This window comes from Pseudomonas sp. R5(2019) (assembly GCF_009905435.1).
GTDB lineage: Bacteria > Pseudomonadota > Gammaproteobacteria > Pseudomonadales > Pseudomonadaceae > Aquipseudomonas.
In genome coordinates this window covers 41,786-61,926 of sequence record NZ_JAAAMT010000008.1, presented here as the reverse complement: position 1 = coordinate 61,926, position 20,141 = coordinate 41,786, and the positions used below count along the sequence as shown (strand labels likewise).

Sequence of the window (20,141 nt, the reverse complement as noted above, 5' to 3'; positions counted from 1 at the left end):
AATCGGACTTGGCAACACTTATAGGCCGATCTGTTAAAAATAACCCCTCAGCTGCTTTGGAAGGGTTATATACAAACAATAACAAGCAGGTATTAATATGAATGCCCCCCAGGACGCCCACAAAAGAGCTCGCAAGGCAGGAATAGCCTCGTTCATTGGAACGACCATCGAGTGGTATGACTTCTATGTTTATGGCATTGCCGCTGCACTGGTCTTTGGCAAGGTATTCTTTCCGGCCGACCTTGCGCCTGGCACAGCCACCCTGCTCTCCTTTCTCACGCTGTGGGCCGGGTTTGTCGCACGACCAATAGGCGGGATCATCTTTGGTCACCTGGGCGACAAGATTGGTCGCAAGACCACCCTGGTGATCACGCTGATCATGATGGGGGTGGCCACCACCTGCATCGGCCTGCTGCCCACTTACCTTCAGATCGGCGTCTGGGCCCCGATTTCCCTAGTGGTTCTCCGTATCATTCAGGGGGTTGCCGTGGGTGGCGAATGGGGAGGTGCCATACTTATCGCCAGCGAAAACGCCCCCAAGGGCAAGGGCATTATGTATGCCGCCTTCGCCCAACAGGGCTCCCCCGCGGGTAACCTGCTGGCAACCATCGTCTTCTTCGCGCTGAGCGCCATTCCCGTGTCGGATTTCATGCTTTGGGGCTGGCGAATTCCTTTCCTGCTGTCCGCAGCGCTGGTGATCGTTGGCATGGTCATTCGCCTCAAGCTTGAAGAGTCGGAGGACATGAAACGTCTCATGCAGCAGAAGAAGACCGTCAAGCTGCCGATTCTGGAAGTGCTGCGCAACCATTGGCGGATAGTGCTTCTCGGTGCCGGTGTATTACCGATCATCCATGTCACTTACTTCAAGAGTACCTTTGCGCTGTCCTGGGCCACCAAAGAGTTGGGTTACGAACAAAGCACCTTCCTCAGCGTCATTATTATTGCCCTGGTCGTCCAGTTCATTGTCCAGCCCTTCGGCGCACTGCTGGTCTCGAAGATAGACATGCGCAAGGCGGTCGCCCTGATGGTGATCCCGGAACTGATCCTCATGCCGGCGATGTTTTATGCGGTGGAAACCAGGATCTACTGGGTCGCGGTGCTCGGCATGTGCCTGGCCACCATTCCGCACGCAATGTATTACGGCGCCGTCGGCGGCATCCTGGCACGCGCTTTCCCGACCAAGGTACGTTACAGTGGCTTGTCGATGTCCTACCAGCTCTGTTCATTGCTGGTAGCCGGCGCGACGCCGGTGTTGGCACAAAGCATTCTCAACTCAACCGGCAGTATCATCGGTGTGGCAATGGTCTCGGCCTCCTATGCCCTGGTTTCTCTAGTGTGCATGCTCATGCTGCTGAAACGTATCGGGCACACTGCATCGGCTCTCTCTACCGCAGAGCAGGCGGACGCCGATGAGCTCGCTGGCGATCATCTGAACCAGTCCCCTGCGCTCAAGGCCAATGGGAAACAGAGTTCAGGCGGCCTCCCCGACACTGAACCGACTGTTCGCGCAGCACTGGCGCCAAACGCCTCCTCCTGACATCAACGCTTGCGACAGTGTCCATCGATAAAGGTGGACACTGTTGTTACATTGCTTAATACACCAAGTTCTACCGGGGCTTCGGGTGGGCGCAGGAATCTAAGAGCTCCGAAATAATCGGTCGATTGCGACGTATTCCCAGGCAGCAAAGGAAATAGCTGATGTGAAAGGGTTGTTCGATGAATGAGATCGCCTTGGTACCCGGTCTGTCGGCATATTCAACTGCTGATACGAAGCCGATACCTATTCCTTGAACGACAGCATGGACGATAGCCTCCCGACTGTTGAGCTGCATGGCGCAGTCCAGGCTGACAGCGTGTGCCCTACAACCTTCTTCTACCAGTTGCCGAGTGCGCGAACCTTTCTCGCGCAGCACTACGCGCTGACCGGTGATTTCCTTGACGCTGACCTGCGTCTGGCTCGCCCACGGGTGGTCGTCGCGAACCACAGCAAAAATCGGACAGGTTCGATACAGCTGCGTGCTCAAGCGGGGGTCGAACTCCGACAGTGCCAGAATCGCCACATCAATATCGAAGTTATACAAACGGTCCAGCGTCCCTGTTTCAGTGGCGAACGAGGTCTCCAGCTTGACGTCCGGATACTGCTGCATCAGTTCATAGGTCAGGCTCATGGCAATCGGAGGTGATACTGCACCGATACGAAGCATGCCCTGCTTTCGTTGCCGGAAGCTCTGTAACAGTTGCAAGGCCTCGTCCTCCTGGCCAAACAACCCTTGGGTGATGTCATACAACATGCGCCCTGCCGAACTCATTTCGATGTATCGTCCGCGACGATGAAATAACTCCACCGAAAACTTTTTTTCCAGCGCACTGACTTGTTCGCTGATGGTGGGCTGGCCGACACTCAGGTATTCGGCGGCCAATGTGAAGCTCCCCGTTCTGGCTACGGCATGAAAGGAGCGCAGCCACTTATGATACTGGTACATAAACAGTCCGATTCCTGAAGCGTCAATGAGTCTGGTTGTCCGTCCAGTTCAGCGCCTGACGAATAGGCGACCCTGACGCTGTATCGACAGAGGCCGCGTAAGCATGAGACCTATCGCGGCCCATAATCATCGCCTTCAATCAGCTTCCAAGGCAGTCCCTGCTATCGATTAACCCGCCCAGTTGGCTTCAGCAGGCCTGCGGTACCTCACCGCGAGCCAGCCGCTGGTTGATGTCGTCGATCACCGCCGGCAGGTCAGTAATCGTGTCGATCAGGTAGTGCGGGCGCGAGCCTTCGAACATCTGAGCGATGCGTGCGCGCTCTTGCGTCAGTTGCTCCTCTGACAGGGCCTTGTACTGATCAAAAGTCAGGCCCAGGGCATTACCGGAACAGGTCAGCGCGACAGTCCACATGCCAGCGCTGCGACCCTCGAGGATCCCCGGCCAGGTGTCATCGACCTTCACGCAGGCAGCCACGTCGTCGATACCCAAAGCGATCACATTGGCCAGGGCCTGGGCTGGGTGCGGGCGGCCATTGGGCACTTCGTCGGTGGCCACTACGTGGTCGGCGACATAGCCATTCTGACGAGCCAGCGCTATCACCTTCTCCATCACCACCGCCGGGTAACCGGAGCAGGAGCCGATCTTCAGGCCCTTGCCGCGCAAGGCGGCGATTGCTTCCAGAGCGCCAGGGATCAGGGCCGAGTGCAGGGCGATTTTCTCGATCTGCAGCGGCATGAAGCGCTCGTAGAGGGCAGTGACGTCATCATCGGTCGGCAGGCGGTCGAAGGCGGCACGGTAGCGTTCAGCGATCTGCGGTTGGTTGCACAGGGTGCGGATGTGGTCCCACTTGCCCATGCCCATCGGGCCTCGAGCCTCTTGCAGGGAGACGGCGACACCGAACTCAGCGAACGCTTCCACGAAAATCTGGGTTGGCGCGAAGGAACCGAAGTCGACGACGGTACCCGCCCAGTCCAGGACTACAGCTTTCAGTTGGGTAGGTTGCTTGTATTGCATGGTGAATCTCCGATTTAGGGTGAGTGGGGCCTCCCCTCTCGTACAAGAGGAGTGTTCCCGTAGCTTGGTTACCAATGTGGGTCAAGGCGGTGGTGACTCTGGCAGGCTGCGTTTCAACGCCTGATAAATAGCGCGACCAGGGCACTGGACAGGCAGGCGGCGGTGACCACGATGAATATCAGCGAGGTATTCCCGGTGCTGTCGAGCAGGCTGCCGATCAGGGGTTCGGCAAGGCCGGCAAACAGGTAGGACGCGAAGTTCATCACCCCTGTTGCGGTACCTGCGCGTTTGGCGCCCACCAGATCAGGGCACAGCGCCCAGAAGCTGGAAGCAGGCCCGTAGACGAAGAAACCACACAGAAACAGCGCCACCAGGCCGATGCCGCTATGGGCAGGAAGGCTCCACATCCACAGACTGGTCAGCGCACCAAGGAACATGTAAAGCATGATCGCCAGGTAACGCCTGGAGCCGAACAACTTGTCGGAAACCCAACCATTGCTCAGAGCGCCGATCGCCATACCCACCGGCAGGGCCACGGTGATCCACTTGGGGTCGATGAAGCTGTCACCGCTCTTCCAGTCGGCACCCAGAAAGTGCACCGGTACCCAGACGATCAGGCCGTAGCGGGCGGCGTTCTGGAATCCCAGGGACACGGCGGCGATCATCAGGCGGAAGTTCTTCAGTACCGCCTTGTAGCGTTGCGTGGAGGTTTCGTCTTGCCCGTGTGCCACCTCCTTGTCTTTGTCATCGGCATTGGCAACCCCAGTGTCGGCGAGCGGTTCGAAGCCAAGGTCTTGCGGGCGTTCACGGGCAACCAGGTAGAAGAGGATGCCACCGGCGAGCATCAGCAGAACCGGTAAACGGAAGATCCAGCGCCACTCCAGCTGCAACACTTCGAGAACGACTATCGAAGTCACGTAAGAAAGAATCGACGCACAACCGGCTGCGAACACGTAAAAGCCATAAACCTTGCCGCGCTCGCCGGCGCTCCACCAATTGGACAGCAGACGACTGCCCGGCGCCCAGCCCAGTGCCTGGAAGTATCCGTTCAGACCCCAGGGCAAGATCAGGCTGACAAGGCCGCCGGCGAAGCTCGTCACCCAGTTGGCGCCACACGACAGCACGGCACCCAGACTCATGATGCGTCGGCCGCCGAACTTGTCGGCCAGGTTACCGTTGATTGCCTGGCCAATGGCGTACGCCCAGAGCATGACAGCCGATGCCCAGCCGAGCGTTTCCTTGCTCAAGCCAAACTCGGCCTGGATGCCCGGAATGGCAAAACCGAAGGTCTGTCGACCGGTGTAGAAAAACAAGTAACAGAACATGGCGGCCAGGAGCATCCGCCACTGGACCACACGGAACGATGAGGTGGGTACTGCAAGACCAGACAGGGTATCGGCACGATTCATGATGTTTTCCTTCTTGTTCGCTCCCGCCGGTCGGGGCTGGCGGGGTGGCACTCTTTAATTGGTGCATCAGGAAATCGCCGCAGCTCGACGAGCCGCAGGTGGGTCGGGGGGCAGATCCCTAGGCGGCTCGCGAGCCGATGAAGTTCTTGCCTCGTGCGCCCTGCATGGCAAGCTCAATCATCTCCTCGGCTTCCTTCGCCGTCACGCCATAGTCGTTGAACTCCGTCTTCACCTGGAGGCTGTGAAGGAACTCGCGCAGCTGGGCCTGGGCCTTGGCCAGGTCATTGCCGAACACCCGTTGCAGGGTCCGGTCGCGTGCTTCGTCGCGGCCCCAGGCCAGGCCAAGGACCAGCGGCAGGGTGAAGGAGCAGGCGATGCCATGGGGCAGCCCATGGCGCAGGGTCATCTCGTAGGAGATGGAGTGGGCCAGCGCAGTCTTGGTGTTGGAAAAGGCCATGCCGGCCTTGAGCGCGGCCAATGCCATCCGCGAACGCAGCTCCTTGTCAGTCAGGTCACGATGGAGCTTTGGCAAGCATTCGAGGATGTCCTCGATGGCCGAAATCGCGAAATTGTCCGAGATGGGATTGGCATTGACGTTCCAGATCGATTCCAGCGCATGAGACAGTGCATCCAGCCCGGTCGAGACAGTAACGCCGGCAGGTACAGTCAGCATCAATTCCGGGTCGACTATGGCTACCTTGGGCCAGGTGCTGTCCAGATGCAGCGAGTATTTCTTCTGGCTGGCAGAGTCCCAGATGGTAGCCCAAGGGGTCACTTCGCTCCCCGTTCCGGCCGTAGTCGGCGCCGCGATCAGCGCTTTACTGCGAGCCGGGACGAAGGGCTTGCCAGTCGCCAACAAGGACAGCAGTTCGTCGAAGCTGCCGGTTTCGGTGCCAACGATCAGCGCCTTGGCCGTGTCGATAGCGCTGCCACCGCCCACTGCGATGACCACCTGGCAGTCGCCAGCCTCGCGCCAGAAGCGTTCGTAGGTCCTGCGCAACTGGGCGACATCCGGATTGGGCTGGACATCCTCTACCAGGTACACCAGGCGTTCGCCCAGCAGGTTCTGGATACGATCAACCAAGCCCAGTCCGCGGGCCTCGGGGAAGGTCACCAAGGCTACTTTCTGGTGTTCGGTGAGGGCGACAAGCTCTTGGAGGCTGCCGCAGCCAAAGCGCGTGTCGACCGGGTTGTGGAAACGAGCAGTCATGACGACTCCTGGGTTTTTCCGGGTGTTGGAAGGTGTCGCAATAGTCGGCGACCCCGTCCAACAGCTCAAATCGATTGATCGCAGGTATCTATCTGTCCAGCCGATACTGAGCGCGACACTTCGTCAAAATGCTGGGCCACACAGGCAACATTGGTTACCTTTCTTCGTTTGGTGCATCTCTGGGTCGCGCTTGCCGTCTTCGTTCTTGGTCGAGCTGGGCGCATGGATAATCGTGGCATCGACGATGGTGCCCTGACGCAAGGAGAGGCCTTTTCCTGCAAGTAACCATTGATGACCGCGAGGATCGCCGGCGCCAACTTATGCTTTTCCAGCAAGTGCCGGAAATTCATGATCGTGGTGTCTTCAGGGATCGGCGCGCTCAGGGTTAGACGGGCAAACTGGCGCATGGGCGCGATTTCATACAGCGCTTCTTCCATGGCCGGGTCGCTCAGCGAGAACCAGTTCTGCAACAGGTGAATCGACCTGATCCAATGGCAACCGCCAGGACCGCCGCAACCACAGGCTCTATCAGTGAGAGCGTCGTCGCCGTGCTGCCGAGCCATGGGGCGATCAATTACTCGAGTATGCGCCAAGCCTTAACTTCTTCTTTGGCCACGTTTTATAGCTGTACCCGAAGCCAAGCTTTTTGAGCTTCTGTAAAGGAGCATCGGCGGCGCTGTTCGGGCGCTCCTGCTGCATCTGCGACTAATAAATGCCCATCATCCCTTCGATGCTACGCACCATGGAAACAAGCCGCGGACCAATATCGTTTGTCAGTTGCCCGTCATTGAGCATAAACGCCGGTACGCCGCAGTTGAATACCAGAATCTCACCATCGGCCATTGCCCGCATCGGGACAGCGACGGCATGAATTTCACGCCGCAGATCGCCGTATGACACGCAAAAACCACGCTCATGAAAATCCTGGATAGCCTGTTCGATGCGGGTATGAAAGGTATTCCAGTCGTCAGGCGTCCGGACTTTGATTTCGTTGAGCAGTGCCGTACGTTCTTCACGCGAAGACGCGGCAATGATTGCGCGGCCCATCGCCGTCCGGGCGATGGGATAGCTCAGGCCCACGTCGGGTGGATGGCTCATCGGTGCAGCGCTGCGGCTGCTTTCCAGGTACACCACACTGAGTCGGTCACGCATGCCAATCGACACCGAACCGCGGATATGATCCGCCAGTTCCTTCATGAACGGCCTGGCGATCTGCCTGATATTGAGGCTGGCAAGTAGCGGGTAACCCAGCGATAGCACGGCTGAGCCCAACTGATATTTGTTGTTCAGACGGTTGATTCGCAGATAGCCCAAGCGCACCAGCGTATAGGTAAAGCGTGAGATCGTCGCTTTCGGCATCCCGGTTCGCGAGGAAAGTTCCGCGTTGCCAAGTTGGGTCTCGCGCGCAGTGAAGCAATGCAAAATCTCAAGGCCGCGGGCCAAGGTCGCGGCAAATTGCCGATCATCAGCGAACTCATCCGACAGGTAATGCTTGGTCGGAGAATGCCAATCCTCCGGTGCCGCGTGACTGCCGGATTCTCCCTGCCGCAACGCTGCAGGCGTCGTTCCTCTGTGCTTTTCATTCATCGCCATGGCCCGCCTTCACGATTCAACAACCTATATAGATAGTGCCATCCGCGTTCCAACTATTCAAACAGTGTTCAGCAGAGCAGAACAGTGCTTGCTTGGTCGCTGTATTCAGCGCCATATGTTGATCAACAAATATAAAAAAACTGGAGGCAAAAATGGTACGCGATCAGCAGGCATTCGACACTTTCTTGAGTGAAGTTCGCCGTTTCGTGCGCGATCAGGCGATTCCGCTAGAGGCGGACATCGAGCGCTTCGATGAAGTCCCCGCCGATCTGGTGCAGGCAATGCGCGAGAAAGGCTTTTTCGGCTGGAGCATCCCTGAAACCTACGGCGGTGCAGGTTTGACCACCGAAGAGCTGGTGCTGGGCGCATTCGAGCTGTCCCAAAGTTCAGTGGCGGTGCGTGCCCGTGTCGGCACCAATACCGGTATCGGCTCCGAAGGGATTGTCGTTGACGGCACTGAAGAGCAGAAACAGTCTTATCTGCCGCGTTTGGCCAGCGGTGAATGGACCGGCTGCCTGGCGGTTACCGAACCAGAGGCAGGATCCGAAGCGACCAACGTGCAAACCACCGCCCGGCGTGACGGTGATAGCTACATCCTCAATGGCGAGAAGTGCTACATCACCAATGGCCCAATTGCCGATGTGTTCACGGTCACCGCCCGGACCGAGCCGGGGAGCAAGGGCGCCAAAGGCGTGTCGGCATTTATCGTCGAGCGCAGCATGCCTGGGCTTTCCACTGGCGAGCCCTACCGCAAGATGGGGCAGGCAGGTTCGCCCGTCGGCGAGGTTTACTTCAATGAATGCCGGGTCCCGGCGGCCAATCTGATCGGCGGTGTCGAAGGCAACGGTTTCAAGACCGTGATGAAGACCCTGAACAAGCAACGTATCCATCTGGCGGCCCTGTCCACTGGACCTGCCATGCGTATGTTGGAGATGGCCATCGAGCACACGACGAAACGTGCCCAGTTTGGCCAGCCGGTCGCGAACTTCCAGTTGGTCCAGGCCATGATCGCCGACTGCCAGACCGAGATATTCGCCGCACGCTCCATGATTCTCGAGACCGCCCGCAAGCGCGATCGCGGCGAGGATGTGGTGCTGGAAGCTTCGATGTGCAAGTACTTCGCCACCGAGATGTGCGGGCGTGTCGCCGATCGCTGCGTGCAGATGTTCGGCGGAGCTGGATACGTCGCCGACTATGCGTCTATTGAGCGCTGGTATCGGGATGTCCGACTGTTTCGCCTCTACGAGGGGACCAGTCAAATCCACCAGCTCAACATCGCCAAGCATGTACTTGCCGCCCATCGCTAAGGCGAACGCAGGCCATTCTCCTCTGATGCAGGAAGTCGTCATGTCTACTTTCGATTTGTTCTTCAAACCGCGTTCCATCGCCGTGATCGGCGCCTCCCAGGATCTTGCTTCCATCAGCGGGCAACCCATTGCCCACCTCAAGGCCAAGGGCTTTGGCGGCCAGATTCTGCCCGTCAATCCGCGCTACGATGAGGTGGCCGGTTATGCCTGCTACCCCGATGTTGCATCGCTCCCGGTCGCTCCCGACGTCGCCGTGATTGCGGTCGGGGCCAAACGTGTGCCCGATGCGCTGACCGAGCTGGGGAAGAAGGGCTGCCGATTTGCTGTCATTCTGTCCTCCGGTTTTGCCGAGGCCGGTGAGGAGGGTGCTGAGGCACAACGCAACATCACAGCCATTGCGCGGTCGTTCGGCATGCAAGTGATCGGTCCGAACTGCCAGGGTTACATGAACATCAGTGAGGGTATCCATGTCGGCTTCGGTGCGCCCTATGGGTTGACCTACCCTAAAGGCCATTTGAGCCTCACCTCGCAGAGTGGCGCCTTCGGCAACTCGATCGTGATGCTGGCCAGCCAGGAAGGTATCGGCTTCAGGCACTACGTCTCTACTGGCAACGAATCCGTGACCACCTCGCTGGACTTCATGGATGCCATGATCGACGATCCCGAAACCCGGGTGATCGCCGGTTACGTGGAGGGGTTCCAGGATGCACACCGCTTGCTGTCGATCGGTCGTCGCGCGCTGGGCGCCGGCAAGCCGATGCTGGTCTGGAAGGTCGGCACCTCGGAAGCCGGAGCCAGGGCTGCTGCGTCGCACACTGCCAATCTGGGCGGATCCATGGCACTGTATCGCGCCGCGTTCCGGCAAAGCGGAATTATCGAAGTCCACGATGTGGGCGATCTGGCCGACTGCGCCAAGGCCCTGCTGCCCGGACATTTGCCCAAGGGTAATCGTCTGGCCATAGTCACGATCTCCGGCGGCGCCGGTATTGCCATGGCGGATGGGGCTGCTGCCGGCGGCCTGGAGCTGCCCGAGCTAGACCCGGCTACCATGACCGCGCTCAAGGAGGTCCTTCCTTCATTCGCGGCGGTCGCCAATCCGTTGGATGTGACGGCGAGTCTACTCACCGACGCCAGCCTGCTTCGGGTGACCCTGGAAAATCTGGCCGATGATCCGAACGTAGACATGATCGGGCTCGCCTTGGCGGCGGCCAGCGGCAAGTTGGCGACCGAGCTGGCTAACGAAATTGTGCGTATCTCCAACGAGCGCGGCATTCCGGTGCTCGTCGCCTGGAACGCTGATCCTGCCACTGTCCAGGAGGCGTATGACATTCTCGATGCCGCTGGCATCCCGCGCTACCAGTCCCCGGTCCGCTGTGCCCGTGGCGCCAGTGCGTTGTGGGCCTTTGCTGAGGCGCGCGGCCGTGTGGCGCACGTGTTGATCGAGGAGGCGCTGGTGCTGGCTCGTCCCGAGATGCGCCAGTTAATGCGGGGTCGCAGCACTGACCTGACGGAGTTCGAGGCCAAGAAGGTACTGCATGCCTACGGCATCGGCGTCACACAAGAGACGCTTGCGACCGACGCCTTTGATGCGTCCTGCATAGCCTCGGCCATGAACATGCCGGTGGTCCTGAAGATCCAGTCGTCTGACATTCCTCACAAAACTGAAGCCGGAGGCGTTCGCGTCGGTGTGCAGGGTGCCGCCGCCGTAGAGACAGCGTTCGATGAAATCATCCGCAACGCACGGGCCTATGCCCCGGATGCGGTGCTGGATGGCGTACTGGTGCAGGAAATGGTCAGCGGTGGGACCGAATTGATCCTGGGTATCAACAACGATCCATTGTTCGGTCCGGCAGTGATGGTGGGCTTTGGGGGTATTTTCGCCGAGGTGATGAAGGACGTCAGTTTCCGTCTGGCACCGATCACCCGATCCGAAGCGGAGTCGATGGTGCGTGAGTTGCGTTCGTTCCCGATTCTGGATGGCGCTCGCGGGCGTCCCAAGGCCGATTTGAGCGCAGTGATCGATACCTTGATGCGCTTGTCGGCGATGGCAATCGACCTGCGTGAGGTCGTGCAGGAATTCGATATCAATCCGCTGTTCGTGCTGAAAACTGGAAAAGGGGTGAGAGCAGGGGATGCGCTCGCGAAGCCGTTCTCGAATGGCAGCGTGGTGCTTGTCGAGCGTCACCTTGCGAGCGGGGATGCCTGCGTCAATTAATGACGCCACACATGCCTGGAATTCTGGCGGTCAATCACTTTGGCCGCTCCTTTGTATCGACTTCACACTTGCAGTCAACGAGGGTCACATGAATATCACTCAACAGCACCCCGCTTTTGTAGAGCAGTATTCGTCCGACGAGGTTGAGCGGACATATCGAAAGCTGACGCTTCGGCTCATGCCGTTTCTCATTATCTGCTACATCGTTTCCTATCTTGACCGTGCCAATATCAGTTTCGCCAAGCTTCAATTCATGAGCGACCTGGGCTTTTCCGAGGCCGCCTACGGATTGGGCGCGGGACTTTTCTTCATTGGTTACGTGTTGTTTGAAGTCCCAAGCAACCTCTGGATGCAACGTATCGGCGTACGCCGTACGTTGTTGCGCATCATGATCCTCTGGGGCTCGATCTCCAGCGCCATGATGTTCGTGAACACGCCTCTGCAGTTTTACATCATGCGGTTTTTCCTGGGGGCCGCTGAAGCGGGCTTCTTTCCGGGCGTCATCTTGTATTTGACCTATTGGTTTCCGGCCGCGCGCCGGGGCCGTGTGACCGGCTTCTTCATGATGGGGGCCGCCACCGCCGGCATCATTGGCGGACCGCTGTCCACCTGGATCATGGTCAACATGGCCGACATGTATGGCCTGCGCGGTTGGCAATGGCTGTTCCTGCTCGAAGGCCTGCCGGCAGTTATCCTGGGTGTCGTCGCGTTCTATTTCCTGTGTGACCAGCCCCGCGATGCGACCTGGCTCAGCGAGCGCGAAAAGGCGATCGTGCTGGGCGACCTGGCAGCCGAGGAAAAGGGCGGACCCAAGGGCAAAGACCACGGCCTACGCGAAGCGTTGCGCAACCCCAAACTCTACGTCGGGATGGTCGGTTACTTCTGCGTACTGGTGTCGTTCAACGCCATAGGCTTCTGGGCGCCCACCATCATCAGAGATGTCGGCGTGAAGGATTTGGTTGAGGTCGGGTTACTGTCCAGCGTGGTGTTTTTGGCCGGCGCGGCGGGTACCTATATCGTGGGATACAGCTCTGATATCAAGATGGAGCGGCGCTGGCACCTTGTAGCGTGCGGCGCGGTCATCGCTCTGTGCTTTGCACTGTTGCCACTGATCGCTCACAACATAACATTTGCCATTACGCTGCTTTCAATTGCAGCCGCGGCATCGTACGGAGGCTTTGTGGTGTTCTGGACCATTCCAGCCACTTTCCTGACCGGTAATACCAAAGCCAGCGGCATCGCCTTGATTACCAGTCTGGGAGGCATCGGGGCATTTGTGAGCCCGACCCTGGTGGGCGTGATGAAGTCCAGTACGGGCAGCATTTATGCAGGGCTAGGGATCCTGGGGGCAATCACCTTGATCGGCGCTCTGGTCATATTGATTGCCATTCCGGCACGCAAGGTACCGGCAGGGGAGTAAGCCTGGAGCCAAGTTTCCGTGATCGCCGGAGTCTGCATTCTGCGATCACGGTCCCATCCCCGGAACCCTTGAATAAGGAGTATGTGATGCGCGAACCGCTATGGCGTCAGCAAGGTGAGGAGCCGGATTACCGGTTCTCGCTGGCCAATGAGCGTACCTTCCTGGCCTGGATTCGCACGGCCCTTGGCCTATTGGCCGGGGGTGTTGTGCTCGATCAGTTCTCCACCAAACTCGGTCCGCATAGCATTGTCATGAGCCTTGCCATCGTCTTTGGCATGCTTGCGGCGCTGCTCTGCACAATGGCCTATGTGCGCTGGCGCGCCAACGAAATCGCAATGCGCCACTCACGCCGCTTGCCCGCGACGATGGCCATCCCGCTGATCGCGACGGCCACGCTGGGTATCGCGGCTGCGATTGTGCTGTTGTGGGTGGTGAAACTCGCGTGATTCAACAGGACGTTCAATTGCAGCGGCCTAGAGACCCGGGGTTGCAGGCTGAACGCACAGCGCTGTCGTGGAGCCGAACCGGATGGGCAGTCTTGGCCAACGCCTTGCTGGCGCTGCGCTCGGGCTGGGTGAACCAGGAGGTGCCAATCACCCTCTTGGCATTCGCGCTGCTGGTCGCGTCGGGAGCCGCCGTTCTCTATGGCGCGTGGCGTCGCCGGCAATTGTTGAGCGCTCAAGCAGTGATTGCGCCGCCTGCCATTGCAATCGCAGCTGCGACGGTCGTCACGCTGATAGCCTGTGTCACCGGAGTCGCCTCCATTGCGACGCGCTATTGATCCGCAGCCGCAGCCGCAGCCGTCCACCGTACTGCCACAACACCCTTGAACCTAAAAAAAAAAAAGGCGTGCAAGCGCCCACGGGAAACCTTTGCCATGAATAAACCCTCAACCCTGAAATGCCTGGTCCTGGGCGCCTTGACCAGCTCCGTCGGCCAGGCCGCGCGCGCAGATTTCATCGAAGGTAGCCATGCCAATCTGGCCTTGCGCAACCTGTACTTCAACAATGATTATCGCGACCGGCCCGGTCCTGCCGGACAGAGCAAAACCGAGGAATGGGCCCAAGGGTTCATGCTCAATTACACCTCGGGTTTCACCGCCGGGACGCTGGGTTTCGGCGTGGATGCTCTGGCTTTTCAGGGCGTGACGCTAAACAGTGGAGCTGGCAACCATCGCGGCAGCTCCATGATTCCGGATGACGGCACGGGTGCCGCCGACCAGTGGAGCCGCTTGGGCCTGACCGGCAAGGCGCGCCTGGGCAGTACCGAGGCCCGCCTGGGTACACTGCAGCCGAAATTGCCGATCCTGGTGTCAAACGACGGTCGCCTGCTGCCGCAGACGTTCCAGGGTGGGCAAGTCACCAGCAACGATATCGACAACCTGACCTTGACCGCTGGCCGCCTGGATCAAGCCACCGGGCGCGCCTCCACTGATCGCACGGGCTTGGCGGTCAATGGCGCAACCCGCCAGAGCAATGATTTCGTGTTCGCCGGGGCTGACTACAAAGTCACCAAGGATCTGATCGTCCAGTACTACGTGGCCAACCTCGAGGACTACTACACCCAGCAGTTCTTCGGCTTGCAGCATGTACTGGCCTTGGGCAAAGGCCAGTCGTTCAAGACCGACCTGCGCTACTTCGACACCGACTCCAGCGGCGCTAACGGCAGTGCCAGCGGACGTGCAGAGGGCTACCGGGTCGGTGGCTATACCCGCAATAGTTCCGGTGAGATCGACAACCGCACCTGGAGCGCGATGTTCACCTATACCCTCGGTGGCCATGCGCTGACCGGCGGTTACCAAAGCGTTTCCGACGACAGCAATTTCGTGCAACTCAATCAGGGTACCTTGCCGGGCAAGGGGGCTGCGGGCAGCAGTGTCTATCTGTTTACCGACCGTATGCTTGCCAGCTTCACCCGCGCCGGCGAACGTACCCGGTTCGGCCAGTACGCTTATGACTTCGCTGCGTTGGGCGTGCCCGGCCTGCGCGCGTCGATGGTCTATCTCAAGGGCGACGACATCAAAACCGCCGTCGGCGGTGACAAGGGTGAATGGGAGCGTGACCTGGCGCTGGATTATGTGATCCAGGACGGCACCTTCAAGGGCGTCGGTTTCGGCTGGCGCTACGGCGCGCTGCGCTCGCAGATTGACCCCCATCAAGACCAGAATCGCCTGATCGTCAGCTACACCTTGTCACTGTTCTGACTTCCTTGCCTGCCGCTCCGTGCAGGGCGGCAGGACATAGGTTCTGTACGAAGCGCGAGGCTTTGATAGGGCTGTAACCTTGATGAGTAACAGGCTGGGCGGCTTTGTATTTGGATTCAGCTGAAAAGCAATGACGTTGCTTGTTCATCAGACTCGAGTACCTCAAAGCCCAGGCGCCGGCCAAGGTCGAGCATCCATTTCGGGTGATCAAGCGCCAGTTTGGCTATGTGAAAGTGCGCTTTCGCGGACTGATGAAAAATACCGTACCACTGACCACGCTGTTTGCCCTGTTGAACCTGTGGATGGCTCGAAAGCAATTGATGGGTATAGGCGAGTTGCGCCAGTAGAAACGGAAACGGGCTGAAAGTCCGAATTCTTGTATCGACGACCACTTTTGCACTGAGAATGGTTGCCATTTCGGCTGGAGCGCATTCAACGCAAGTTGTTCGGAGTTTCCCTAACCAAATTGCAAACCATAGTTTGATAGTGAGAAATCACCACACTGTGATCGCAGGTCACATTCGGGCTGTACCATACTGATACACCACTAAGCATTGAAATGATCGCTTGCACAACTGAATCCAAGGAAACGACTGCAAAAATCTTCTGATCCTTTCCGTCAGATATGATTTTTGACAGAACACTCTGCTGGCTTCTTCTAAGCGCCAGAATATAATGTTGCTGCTGATCACTTAACAAACCCCACTCACGCTGACACAAGATCAAACCCTGTAAATCCCCAAAAACAAAACCAAGATAGTCAGCGACAAAATTTTTCAAACTTGCGACAGGATCGACAGATGAAAACCCCGTCTTTAACGCCCGGAGCAATCCTGCTTCATGGCGCTCGATCAGCTCATACAGCAAACACTGCTTACTCTCTATGTGGTTATAAAGAGATCCCGTTTGGATACCCACCTCACCCGCCAGCTTACGCAAGCTGACAGCTTGATAGCCCTGATTAACGAAAAGCGATAGCGCCACTTGGCGTATCTGCTTGCATCTTAATATTTCTGCGCTCACATTCCCCACCACGATCAACATAAACCATTCGCTGACAGAACTCACATGGAACTTAACCTCAGACACAGGTTTTATCAGCAAAAAAAGCCCGCGACCGTATAGTCAGCGGGCAAACGAGGAAGCCTGGAGAGGGATAACTTTAATCGCACGAATTTTATTTCTACACATAACCTTCATGCGAGGCCGAAACTATCAGCGCACTGCCGGGAGCGTCAGTCATAAAAGGTTATTTCCACCAATACTCTACCTGAATCCCGACGTTGGATCCGTGCAAGTCCGTACCAAAAGCACCGGTATCCGACAATGCCGCTCCAGGAGACTGCATGCTGGCTGCGCGTTGCGCAGCCTTGTTCCAAGTAGCATACGTGTAATAGAGCCGGATCTCTGGCCTATCCCAGAACCCCGGCCCCTTTGGCGACCACGTAGGTGCGATCGTGTATTTGGTCAGTTTACGAGTGCCGCCGGGGGCATCAACCTGATCGCGTCCCACCTCAGTGACAAACTTGAATTGAGGGGTGATCGCATAAACAGGACGCACTCCTATCGATAACCAATTCTGAGCATCGCCGTCTGGCCGCGTATCTTTCTGGTAGACCACCTCAACCTGGCCGCTAAAGGAATGAGTCAATTGCCAATCAAAAAACTCGACAATTCGCCAGCTTCTGTTGCTTTCATCCAACGTCGAGTCGCCGGTATAACCTAAGGCGGTACCCGGCCCTTGGCCGTATTGAACAGCGAATTTATTGACCCCACCCAGAAACGCGATCTGCGTGTGCTGTGCGATCAACGACCAGCCATGATGAGCATCCTCGCGACTTGGCTTGTCCAGATAGCTGATACCCAACTGAACTTCTCCGCCGGGATTGGAGTTAAATCCGCTGACGGTCACATCGTGGCGAGTCACGTAATCTTTCTGGAAGAGGTTATCTTTGCGCGAGAACACGTAGCTGTATATCAGATCCCCGAGCGCTACCTGATCAAACCCAAACCCTGTGGCGCTTTGGTTCCAGTAGAAAAAGTCAGAAATGTGGATGTCATTTCGATTATAGAACCGACGGCCCGCCCAGAACGACCCACCCTTCAGAGCCGGCATCTTGCTCCACTCTGCGTAGAGCTGGTTCATGCGTGTAAAACCATGTTCACCATCAAACTCCAGGGAATGACCATATTCGTTATAAAACTGTGCCATGCCTTCCAGGCTGACCACCGAGCCATCGTCGAGCGAGAGCAGATCCTGACGTAAATCCAGCTCAATATACTGCTCGCATTCATTGCCCAGGCGATATTTAGACTGCGCGCCTGGAAGCTGAAAACACGACTGCTTCCCTCCTTGGGTCGAATCGCCTGCTCCCGTCCGGAGATAGCCACTGAAATCCATTGAATATGTTTCACCTGGCATAAAACCCACAGCAAACGAAGCACCCACGACAGCACCGAGCGTTTTAATATTCATGCATGAAACCTATGGTTTTTTGTATTTATTGGACAAGGTCTATAAAGCGAACAACAAAGAACACCCCTGCGCCATTACAAAGACGCAAGAGAGCATGTCTTCCCTCAACGAAGAGCAAAGGCTGGAATGGATTCAGAGTGGCTTCTGAATCCACCGGAAGTTACAGCGACTTTTCAAACTCAGGCAGCGCTTCGAACAGATCAGCCACCAGCCCATAATCAGCAACCTGAAAAATCGGTGCCTCTTCATCCTTGTTGATCGCCACGATCACTTTGGAGTCATTCATACCGGCCAGGTGCTGGATCGCGCCGGAGATACCGACGGCGATGTACAGCTGTGGCGCGACGATCTTGCCAGTCTGGCCGACCTGCATGTCGTTCGGTACGAAACCTGCGTCAACCGCGGCACGAGAAGCGCCAACGGCAGCGCCCAGCTTGTCGGCCAGAGCGTACAGGTGTTTGAAGTTGTCCCCGTTCTGCATGCCGCGACCGCCGGAAACGACGATCTTGGCAGCGGTCAGTTCCGGGCGATCGGACTTGGCCAGCGACTCAAAGACGAAGGACGACTTGCCTGCGTCGTGCGCAGCCGCAACGGCTTCAATCGCAGCCGAACCCCCTTCGGCGGCAACGGCGTCGAAGCCGGTGGCACGCACGGTGATGACCTTGATGGCCGCAGTGGATTGCACGGTGGCAATGGCGTTACCGGCGTAGATTGGACGCTTGAAGGTGTCGGCCGATTCTACCGAGATGATCTCGGAGATCTGGTCGACGTCCAACTGGGCGGCCAGGCGCGGCAGGATATTTTTGCCGTTGGAGGTGGCTGGCGCGAGGATGTGGCTGTAACGCGCCGCAAGCCCTGCGATCAGCGGCGCAACGTTTTCCGGCAGCTGGTGGGCGTAGGCAGCGTTATCGGCGACCAGGACCTTGGCGACGCCAGCGATTTTCGCAGCGGCTTCGGCCACGCCACCGACATGGGCGCCGGCCACCAGCACATGAATTTCGCCACCGATCTTGCCTGCAGCAGCCACGGTGTTGAGCGTGGAAGAGGCCAACCCGGCATTTGAATGTTCAGCAACAACCAAAATAGCCATCAAATCACCTTCGCTTCGTTCTTCAGTTTCTCGACCAGTTCTGCAACCGACTTGACCTTGATGCCTGCGCTGCGAGCAGCCGGGGCTTCAACTTTCAGGGTCTTGTTGGTCGAGGCGGTAGAAACGCCCAGCGCATCCGGGGTGACGGTTTCCAGCGGCTTTTTCTTGGCCTTCATGATGTTGGGCAAGGAAGCGTAGCGTGGCTCGTTCAGACGCAGGTCAGTGGTGACGATCGCCGGCAGGTTCAGCGAAACAGTCTGCAGGCCGCCGTCGACTTCGCGAGTGACGTTGACCTTGTCGCCAGCAATTTCCACCCTGGAGGCGAAAGTACCCTGGGCGTAACCGCTCAGCGCCGCCAGCATCTGGCCGGTCTGGTTGTTGTCGCTGTCGATGGCTTGTTTGCCCAGGATCACCAGCTGAGGCTGTTCCTTGTCGACCACGGCCTTGAGCAGCTTGGCCACGGCCAGGGAAGTCAGTTCCTCGGCGGACTCGACCAGCACGGCGCGGTCAGCACCCAGAGCCAGCGCGGTGCGTAGTTGCTCCTGGGCAGTAGCAGGTCCGATGCTGACGACGACAATTTCAGTGGCTGTGCCCAACTCTTTCAAGCGTACCGCCTCTTCCACAGCGATTTCGCAGAACGGGTTCATGGCCATCTTGATGTTGGCGAGATCGACTCCAGAATCGTCCGCTTTGACGCGGACTTTCACATTGTAGTCGACCACCCTTTTTACAGCAACTAACACTTTCATATGAAATGCATAGCCTCTTCTGCTATTTGACAACCGGAATTTTCGAGCGATCGATGGTGAATGCCACGGCAATGATCAGGATGACGCCGAAGACAATCTGCTGAGCAAACACGCTGACGCCAACGAAGGTCATCCCTATGCGAACCACAGAAACGAGCAATGCACCGATCAAGGTTCGCCATATGCCCCCAACACCCCCTGTGAGCGCCGTTCCTCCCACCAGAACGGCCGCGATGGCTGGCAACAGGAATTCGTTGGCCAGGGTGGGCGAACCGCTAGCCACGCGCCCAGCCATCATCACGCCAGCCAATGCCGCCAGCCCACCGGACAAAGCAAAGCTGATGATTTTCACACGCAGCACATTGATACCCGACGCCCAGGCAGCCGACTCTCCGGAACCGATGGCGTTAGCGAAACGGCCAAATGCAGTCTTGCGATGGATCACCACGCATAACACCATCACCGCCAAAGCTACCCAGATTTCGTTGGGGATCCCTAGACTCTGGCCAGTCACCCAGCCGAAAGAAGCGCTGCGATCTGCCTCAGCGATATTGATCGTACGGTTGCCTGACCACAGCATATTCAAGCTGACCACTAACCCACCAATGGCCAAAGTCACGATAAAAGACGGCAAGCGCAACTGTGTATGGAGAACACCACTGATGATGCCGGCGGTGACACCCGCAGCGATCGCGAGCGGCACAGACCAGCTACCGAAGTCTGGAAGCAACAGGGCCACGATTACGCTGGCCATCGAGGCTACGGCCTGTGAGGAAAGGTCGATGCCCCCGATCAGCACCACGAACGTAATTCCCGTGGCCATGATGAACAGCGTCGCCGTATCGGCGGCGAGTCCCAGTATTGCAGCGGGACGAATGAAGCCCGGGTCGTAACCGGAGATCAGCGCCATCAGCACGACCAAAGCCAGCAGCGGTGCCTGACTGCGAAAATCAATCAAGGAAATAGGCATA

The 20,141-nt window shown here is 57.9% G+C and carries 17 protein-coding genes and 2 pseudogenes; 8 read left to right on the top strand and 11 right to left on the bottom strand.

Annotated elements, in window-relative coordinates; genetic code table 11:
* Nucleotides 1–97 precede the first annotated feature (97 nt).
* Nucleotides 98–1,537, top strand: a complete 1,440-nt coding sequence (locus GUY40_RS07620) for an MFS transporter (RefSeq protein ID WP_166568340.1) — start codon at nucleotides 98–100, stop codon at nucleotides 1,535–1,537.
* A 70-nt stretch (nucleotides 1,538–1,607) separates the two neighbouring features.
* Here the strand turns inward: GUY40_RS07620 and GUY40_RS07615 are convergent, their stop codons facing one another.
* The 6 genes and pseudogenes from GUY40_RS07615 to GUY40_RS07590 all read right to left on the bottom strand — a co-directional run bounded on the left by GUY40_RS07615 (nucleotide 1,608) and on the right by GUY40_RS07590 (nucleotide 7,710).
* Nucleotides 1,608–2,483 carry a LysR substrate-binding domain-containing protein gene (locus GUY40_RS07615; protein WP_166568339.1) on the bottom strand — a complete coding sequence of 292 codons (876 nt, stop codon included), beginning with the start codon at nucleotides 2,481–2,483 and terminating at the stop codon, nucleotides 1,608–1,610.
* Between the two features lie 187 nt (nucleotides 2,484–2,670).
* A complete protein-coding gene (gene phnX, locus GUY40_RS07610) occupies nucleotides 2,671–3,498 on the bottom strand; it encodes a phosphonoacetaldehyde hydrolase (RefSeq protein ID WP_166568338.1) in 828 nt (275 codons plus the stop codon).
* A 113-nt stretch (nucleotides 3,499–3,611) separates the two neighbouring features.
* Nucleotides 3,612–4,907 (bottom strand): MFS transporter, encoded by a 1,296-nt coding sequence (locus tag GUY40_RS07605; protein ID WP_166568337.1) that lies wholly within the window; start codon nucleotides 4,905–4,907, stop codon nucleotides 3,612–3,614.
* A gap of 118 nt (nucleotides 4,908–5,025) precedes the next feature.
* Nucleotides 5,026–6,117: an iron-containing alcohol dehydrogenase PsrA gene (gene psrA, locus GUY40_RS07600; RefSeq protein WP_166568336.1), complete on the bottom strand. Its 1,092-nt coding sequence runs from the start codon at nucleotides 6,115–6,117 to the stop codon at nucleotides 5,026–5,028.
* A 150-nt stretch (nucleotides 6,118–6,267) separates the two neighbouring features.
* A pseudogene (locus GUY40_RS07595) lies at nucleotides 6,268–6,596 on the bottom strand (transposase); the annotation flags it as partial.
* A 226-nt stretch (nucleotides 6,597–6,822) separates the two neighbouring features.
* Entirely contained in the window at nucleotides 6,823–7,710 is an 888-nt protein-coding gene (locus tag GUY40_RS07590) for an IclR family transcriptional regulator (protein WP_256675666.1), read from the bottom strand.
* Between the two features lie 152 nt (nucleotides 7,711–7,862).
* Between GUY40_RS07590 and GUY40_RS07585 the strand changes: the two genes are divergently transcribed.
* From GUY40_RS07585 to GUY40_RS07555, 7 genes and pseudogenes are all read left to right on the top strand, one after another.
* Nucleotides 7,863–9,017 carry an acyl-CoA dehydrogenase family protein gene (locus GUY40_RS07585; RefSeq protein WP_166568335.1) on the top strand — a complete coding sequence of 385 codons (1,155 nt, stop codon included), beginning with the start codon at nucleotides 7,863–7,865 and terminating at the stop codon, nucleotides 9,015–9,017.
* Between the two features lie 40 nt (nucleotides 9,018–9,057).
* Nucleotides 9,058–11,232 carry an acetate--CoA ligase family protein gene (locus GUY40_RS07580; RefSeq protein ID WP_166568334.1) on the top strand — a complete coding sequence of 725 codons (2,175 nt, stop codon included), beginning with the start codon at nucleotides 9,058–9,060 and terminating at the stop codon, nucleotides 11,230–11,232.
* 88 nt (nucleotides 11,233–11,320) lie between these two features.
* Nucleotides 11,321–12,652 (top strand): MFS transporter, encoded by a 1,332-nt coding sequence (locus tag GUY40_RS07575; protein ID WP_166568333.1) that lies wholly within the window; start codon nucleotides 11,321–11,323, stop codon nucleotides 12,650–12,652.
* An 86-nt stretch (nucleotides 12,653–12,738) separates the two neighbouring features.
* Entirely contained in the window at nucleotides 12,739–13,098 is a 360-nt protein-coding gene (locus tag GUY40_RS07570; protein ID WP_166568332.1) for a YidH family protein, read from the top strand.
* A complete protein-coding gene (locus GUY40_RS07565) occupies nucleotides 13,077–13,433 on the top strand; it encodes a DUF202 domain-containing protein (RefSeq protein WP_371924741.1) in 357 nt (118 codons plus the stop codon). The genes GUY40_RS07570 and GUY40_RS07565 overlap by 22 nt, the downstream gene beginning before the upstream one ends.
* Nucleotides 13,434–13,529: 96 nt before the next feature.
* Entirely contained in the window at nucleotides 13,530–14,855 is a 1,326-nt protein-coding gene (locus GUY40_RS07560) for an OprD family porin (protein WP_166568330.1), read from the top strand.
* 149 nt (nucleotides 14,856–15,004) lie between these two features.
* Nucleotides 15,005–15,202 (top strand): annotated as a pseudogene (locus tag GUY40_RS07555) (IS5/IS1182 family transposase); the annotation flags it as partial.
* 85 nt (nucleotides 15,203–15,287) lie between these two features.
* On the opposite strand, the gene GUY40_RS07550 reads toward GUY40_RS07555, so the two are convergent.
* The 5 genes from GUY40_RS07550 to GUY40_RS07530 form a co-directional block, all read right to left on the bottom strand.
* Nucleotides 15,288–15,923, bottom strand: coding sequence for a TetR/AcrR family transcriptional regulator (locus GUY40_RS07550; RefSeq protein ID WP_166568329.1), 636 nt, complete (start codon nucleotides 15,921–15,923; stop codon nucleotides 15,288–15,290).
* A gap of 181 nt (nucleotides 15,924–16,104) precedes the next feature.
* Nucleotides 16,105–17,331: a carbohydrate porin gene (locus GUY40_RS07545; protein WP_166568328.1), complete on the bottom strand. Its 1,227-nt coding sequence runs from the start codon at nucleotides 17,329–17,331 to the stop codon at nucleotides 16,105–16,107.
* A gap of 160 nt (nucleotides 17,332–17,491) precedes the next feature.
* Nucleotides 17,492–18,421: an electron transfer flavoprotein subunit alpha/FixB family protein gene (locus GUY40_RS07540; protein WP_166568327.1), complete on the bottom strand. Its 930-nt coding sequence runs from the start codon at nucleotides 18,419–18,421 to the stop codon at nucleotides 17,492–17,494.
* Nucleotides 18,421–19,170, bottom strand: coding sequence for an electron transfer flavoprotein subunit beta/FixA family protein (locus GUY40_RS07535; protein ID WP_166568326.1), 750 nt, complete (start codon nucleotides 19,168–19,170; stop codon nucleotides 18,421–18,423). The genes GUY40_RS07540 and GUY40_RS07535 overlap by 1 nt, the downstream gene beginning before the upstream one ends.
* A gap of 22 nt (nucleotides 19,171–19,192) precedes the next feature.
* Nucleotides 19,193–20,140 (bottom strand): ABC transporter permease, encoded by a 948-nt coding sequence (locus GUY40_RS07530; RefSeq protein ID WP_166568325.1) that lies wholly within the window; start codon nucleotides 20,138–20,140, stop codon nucleotides 19,193–19,195.
* Between the last annotated feature and the right edge of the window lies 1 nt (nucleotide 20,141).

Coding starts and splice junctions, on each gene's coding strand:
- GUY40_RS07605 (WP_166568337.1), bottom strand. CDS start 4,907: ATGAATCGTGCCGATACCCTGTCTGGTCTTGCAGTACCCACCTCATCG.
- GUY40_RS07590 (WP_256675666.1), bottom strand. CDS start 7,710: ATGGCGATGAATGAAAAGCACAGAGGAACGACGCCTGCAGCGTTGCGG.
- psrA (WP_166568336.1), bottom strand. CDS start 6,117: ATGACTGCTCGTTTCCACAACCCGGTCGACACGCGCTTTGGCTGCGGC.
- GUY40_RS07585 (WP_166568335.1), top strand. CDS start 7,863: ATGGTACGCGATCAGCAGGCATTCGACACTTTCTTGAGTGAAGTTCGC.
- GUY40_RS07570 (WP_166568332.1), top strand. CDS start 12,739: ATGCGCGAACCGCTATGGCGTCAGCAAGGTGAGGAGCCGGATTACCGG.
- GUY40_RS07535 (WP_166568326.1), bottom strand. CDS start 19,170: ATGAAAGTGTTAGTTGCTGTAAAAAGGGTGGTCGACTACAATGTGAAA.
- GUY40_RS07615 (WP_166568339.1), bottom strand. CDS start 2,483: ATGTACCAGTATCATAAGTGGCTGCGCTCCTTTCATGCCGTAGCCAGA.
- phnX (WP_166568338.1), bottom strand. CDS start 3,498: ATGCAATACAAGCAACCTACCCAACTGAAAGCTGTAGTCCTGGACTGG.
- GUY40_RS07620 (WP_166568340.1), top strand. CDS start 98: ATGAATGCCCCCCAGGACGCCCACAAAAGAGCTCGCAAGGCAGGAATA.
- GUY40_RS07540 (WP_166568327.1), bottom strand. CDS start 18,421: ATGGCTATTTTGGTTGTTGCTGAACATTCAAATGCCGGGTTGGCCTCT.
- GUY40_RS07530 (WP_166568325.1), bottom strand. CDS start 20,140: ATGCCTATTTCCTTGATTGATTTTCGCAGTCAGGCACCGCTGCTGGCT.
- GUY40_RS07580 (WP_166568334.1), top strand. CDS start 9,058: ATGTCTACTTTCGATTTGTTCTTCAAACCGCGTTCCATCGCCGTGATC.
- GUY40_RS07560 (WP_166568330.1), top strand. CDS start 13,530: ATGAATAAACCCTCAACCCTGAAATGCCTGGTCCTGGGCGCCTTGACC.
- GUY40_RS07575 (WP_166568333.1), top strand. CDS start 11,321: ATGAATATCACTCAACAGCACCCCGCTTTTGTAGAGCAGTATTCGTCC.
- GUY40_RS07545 (WP_166568328.1), bottom strand. CDS start 17,331: ATGAATATTAAAACGCTCGGTGCTGTCGTGGGTGCTTCGTTTGCTGTG.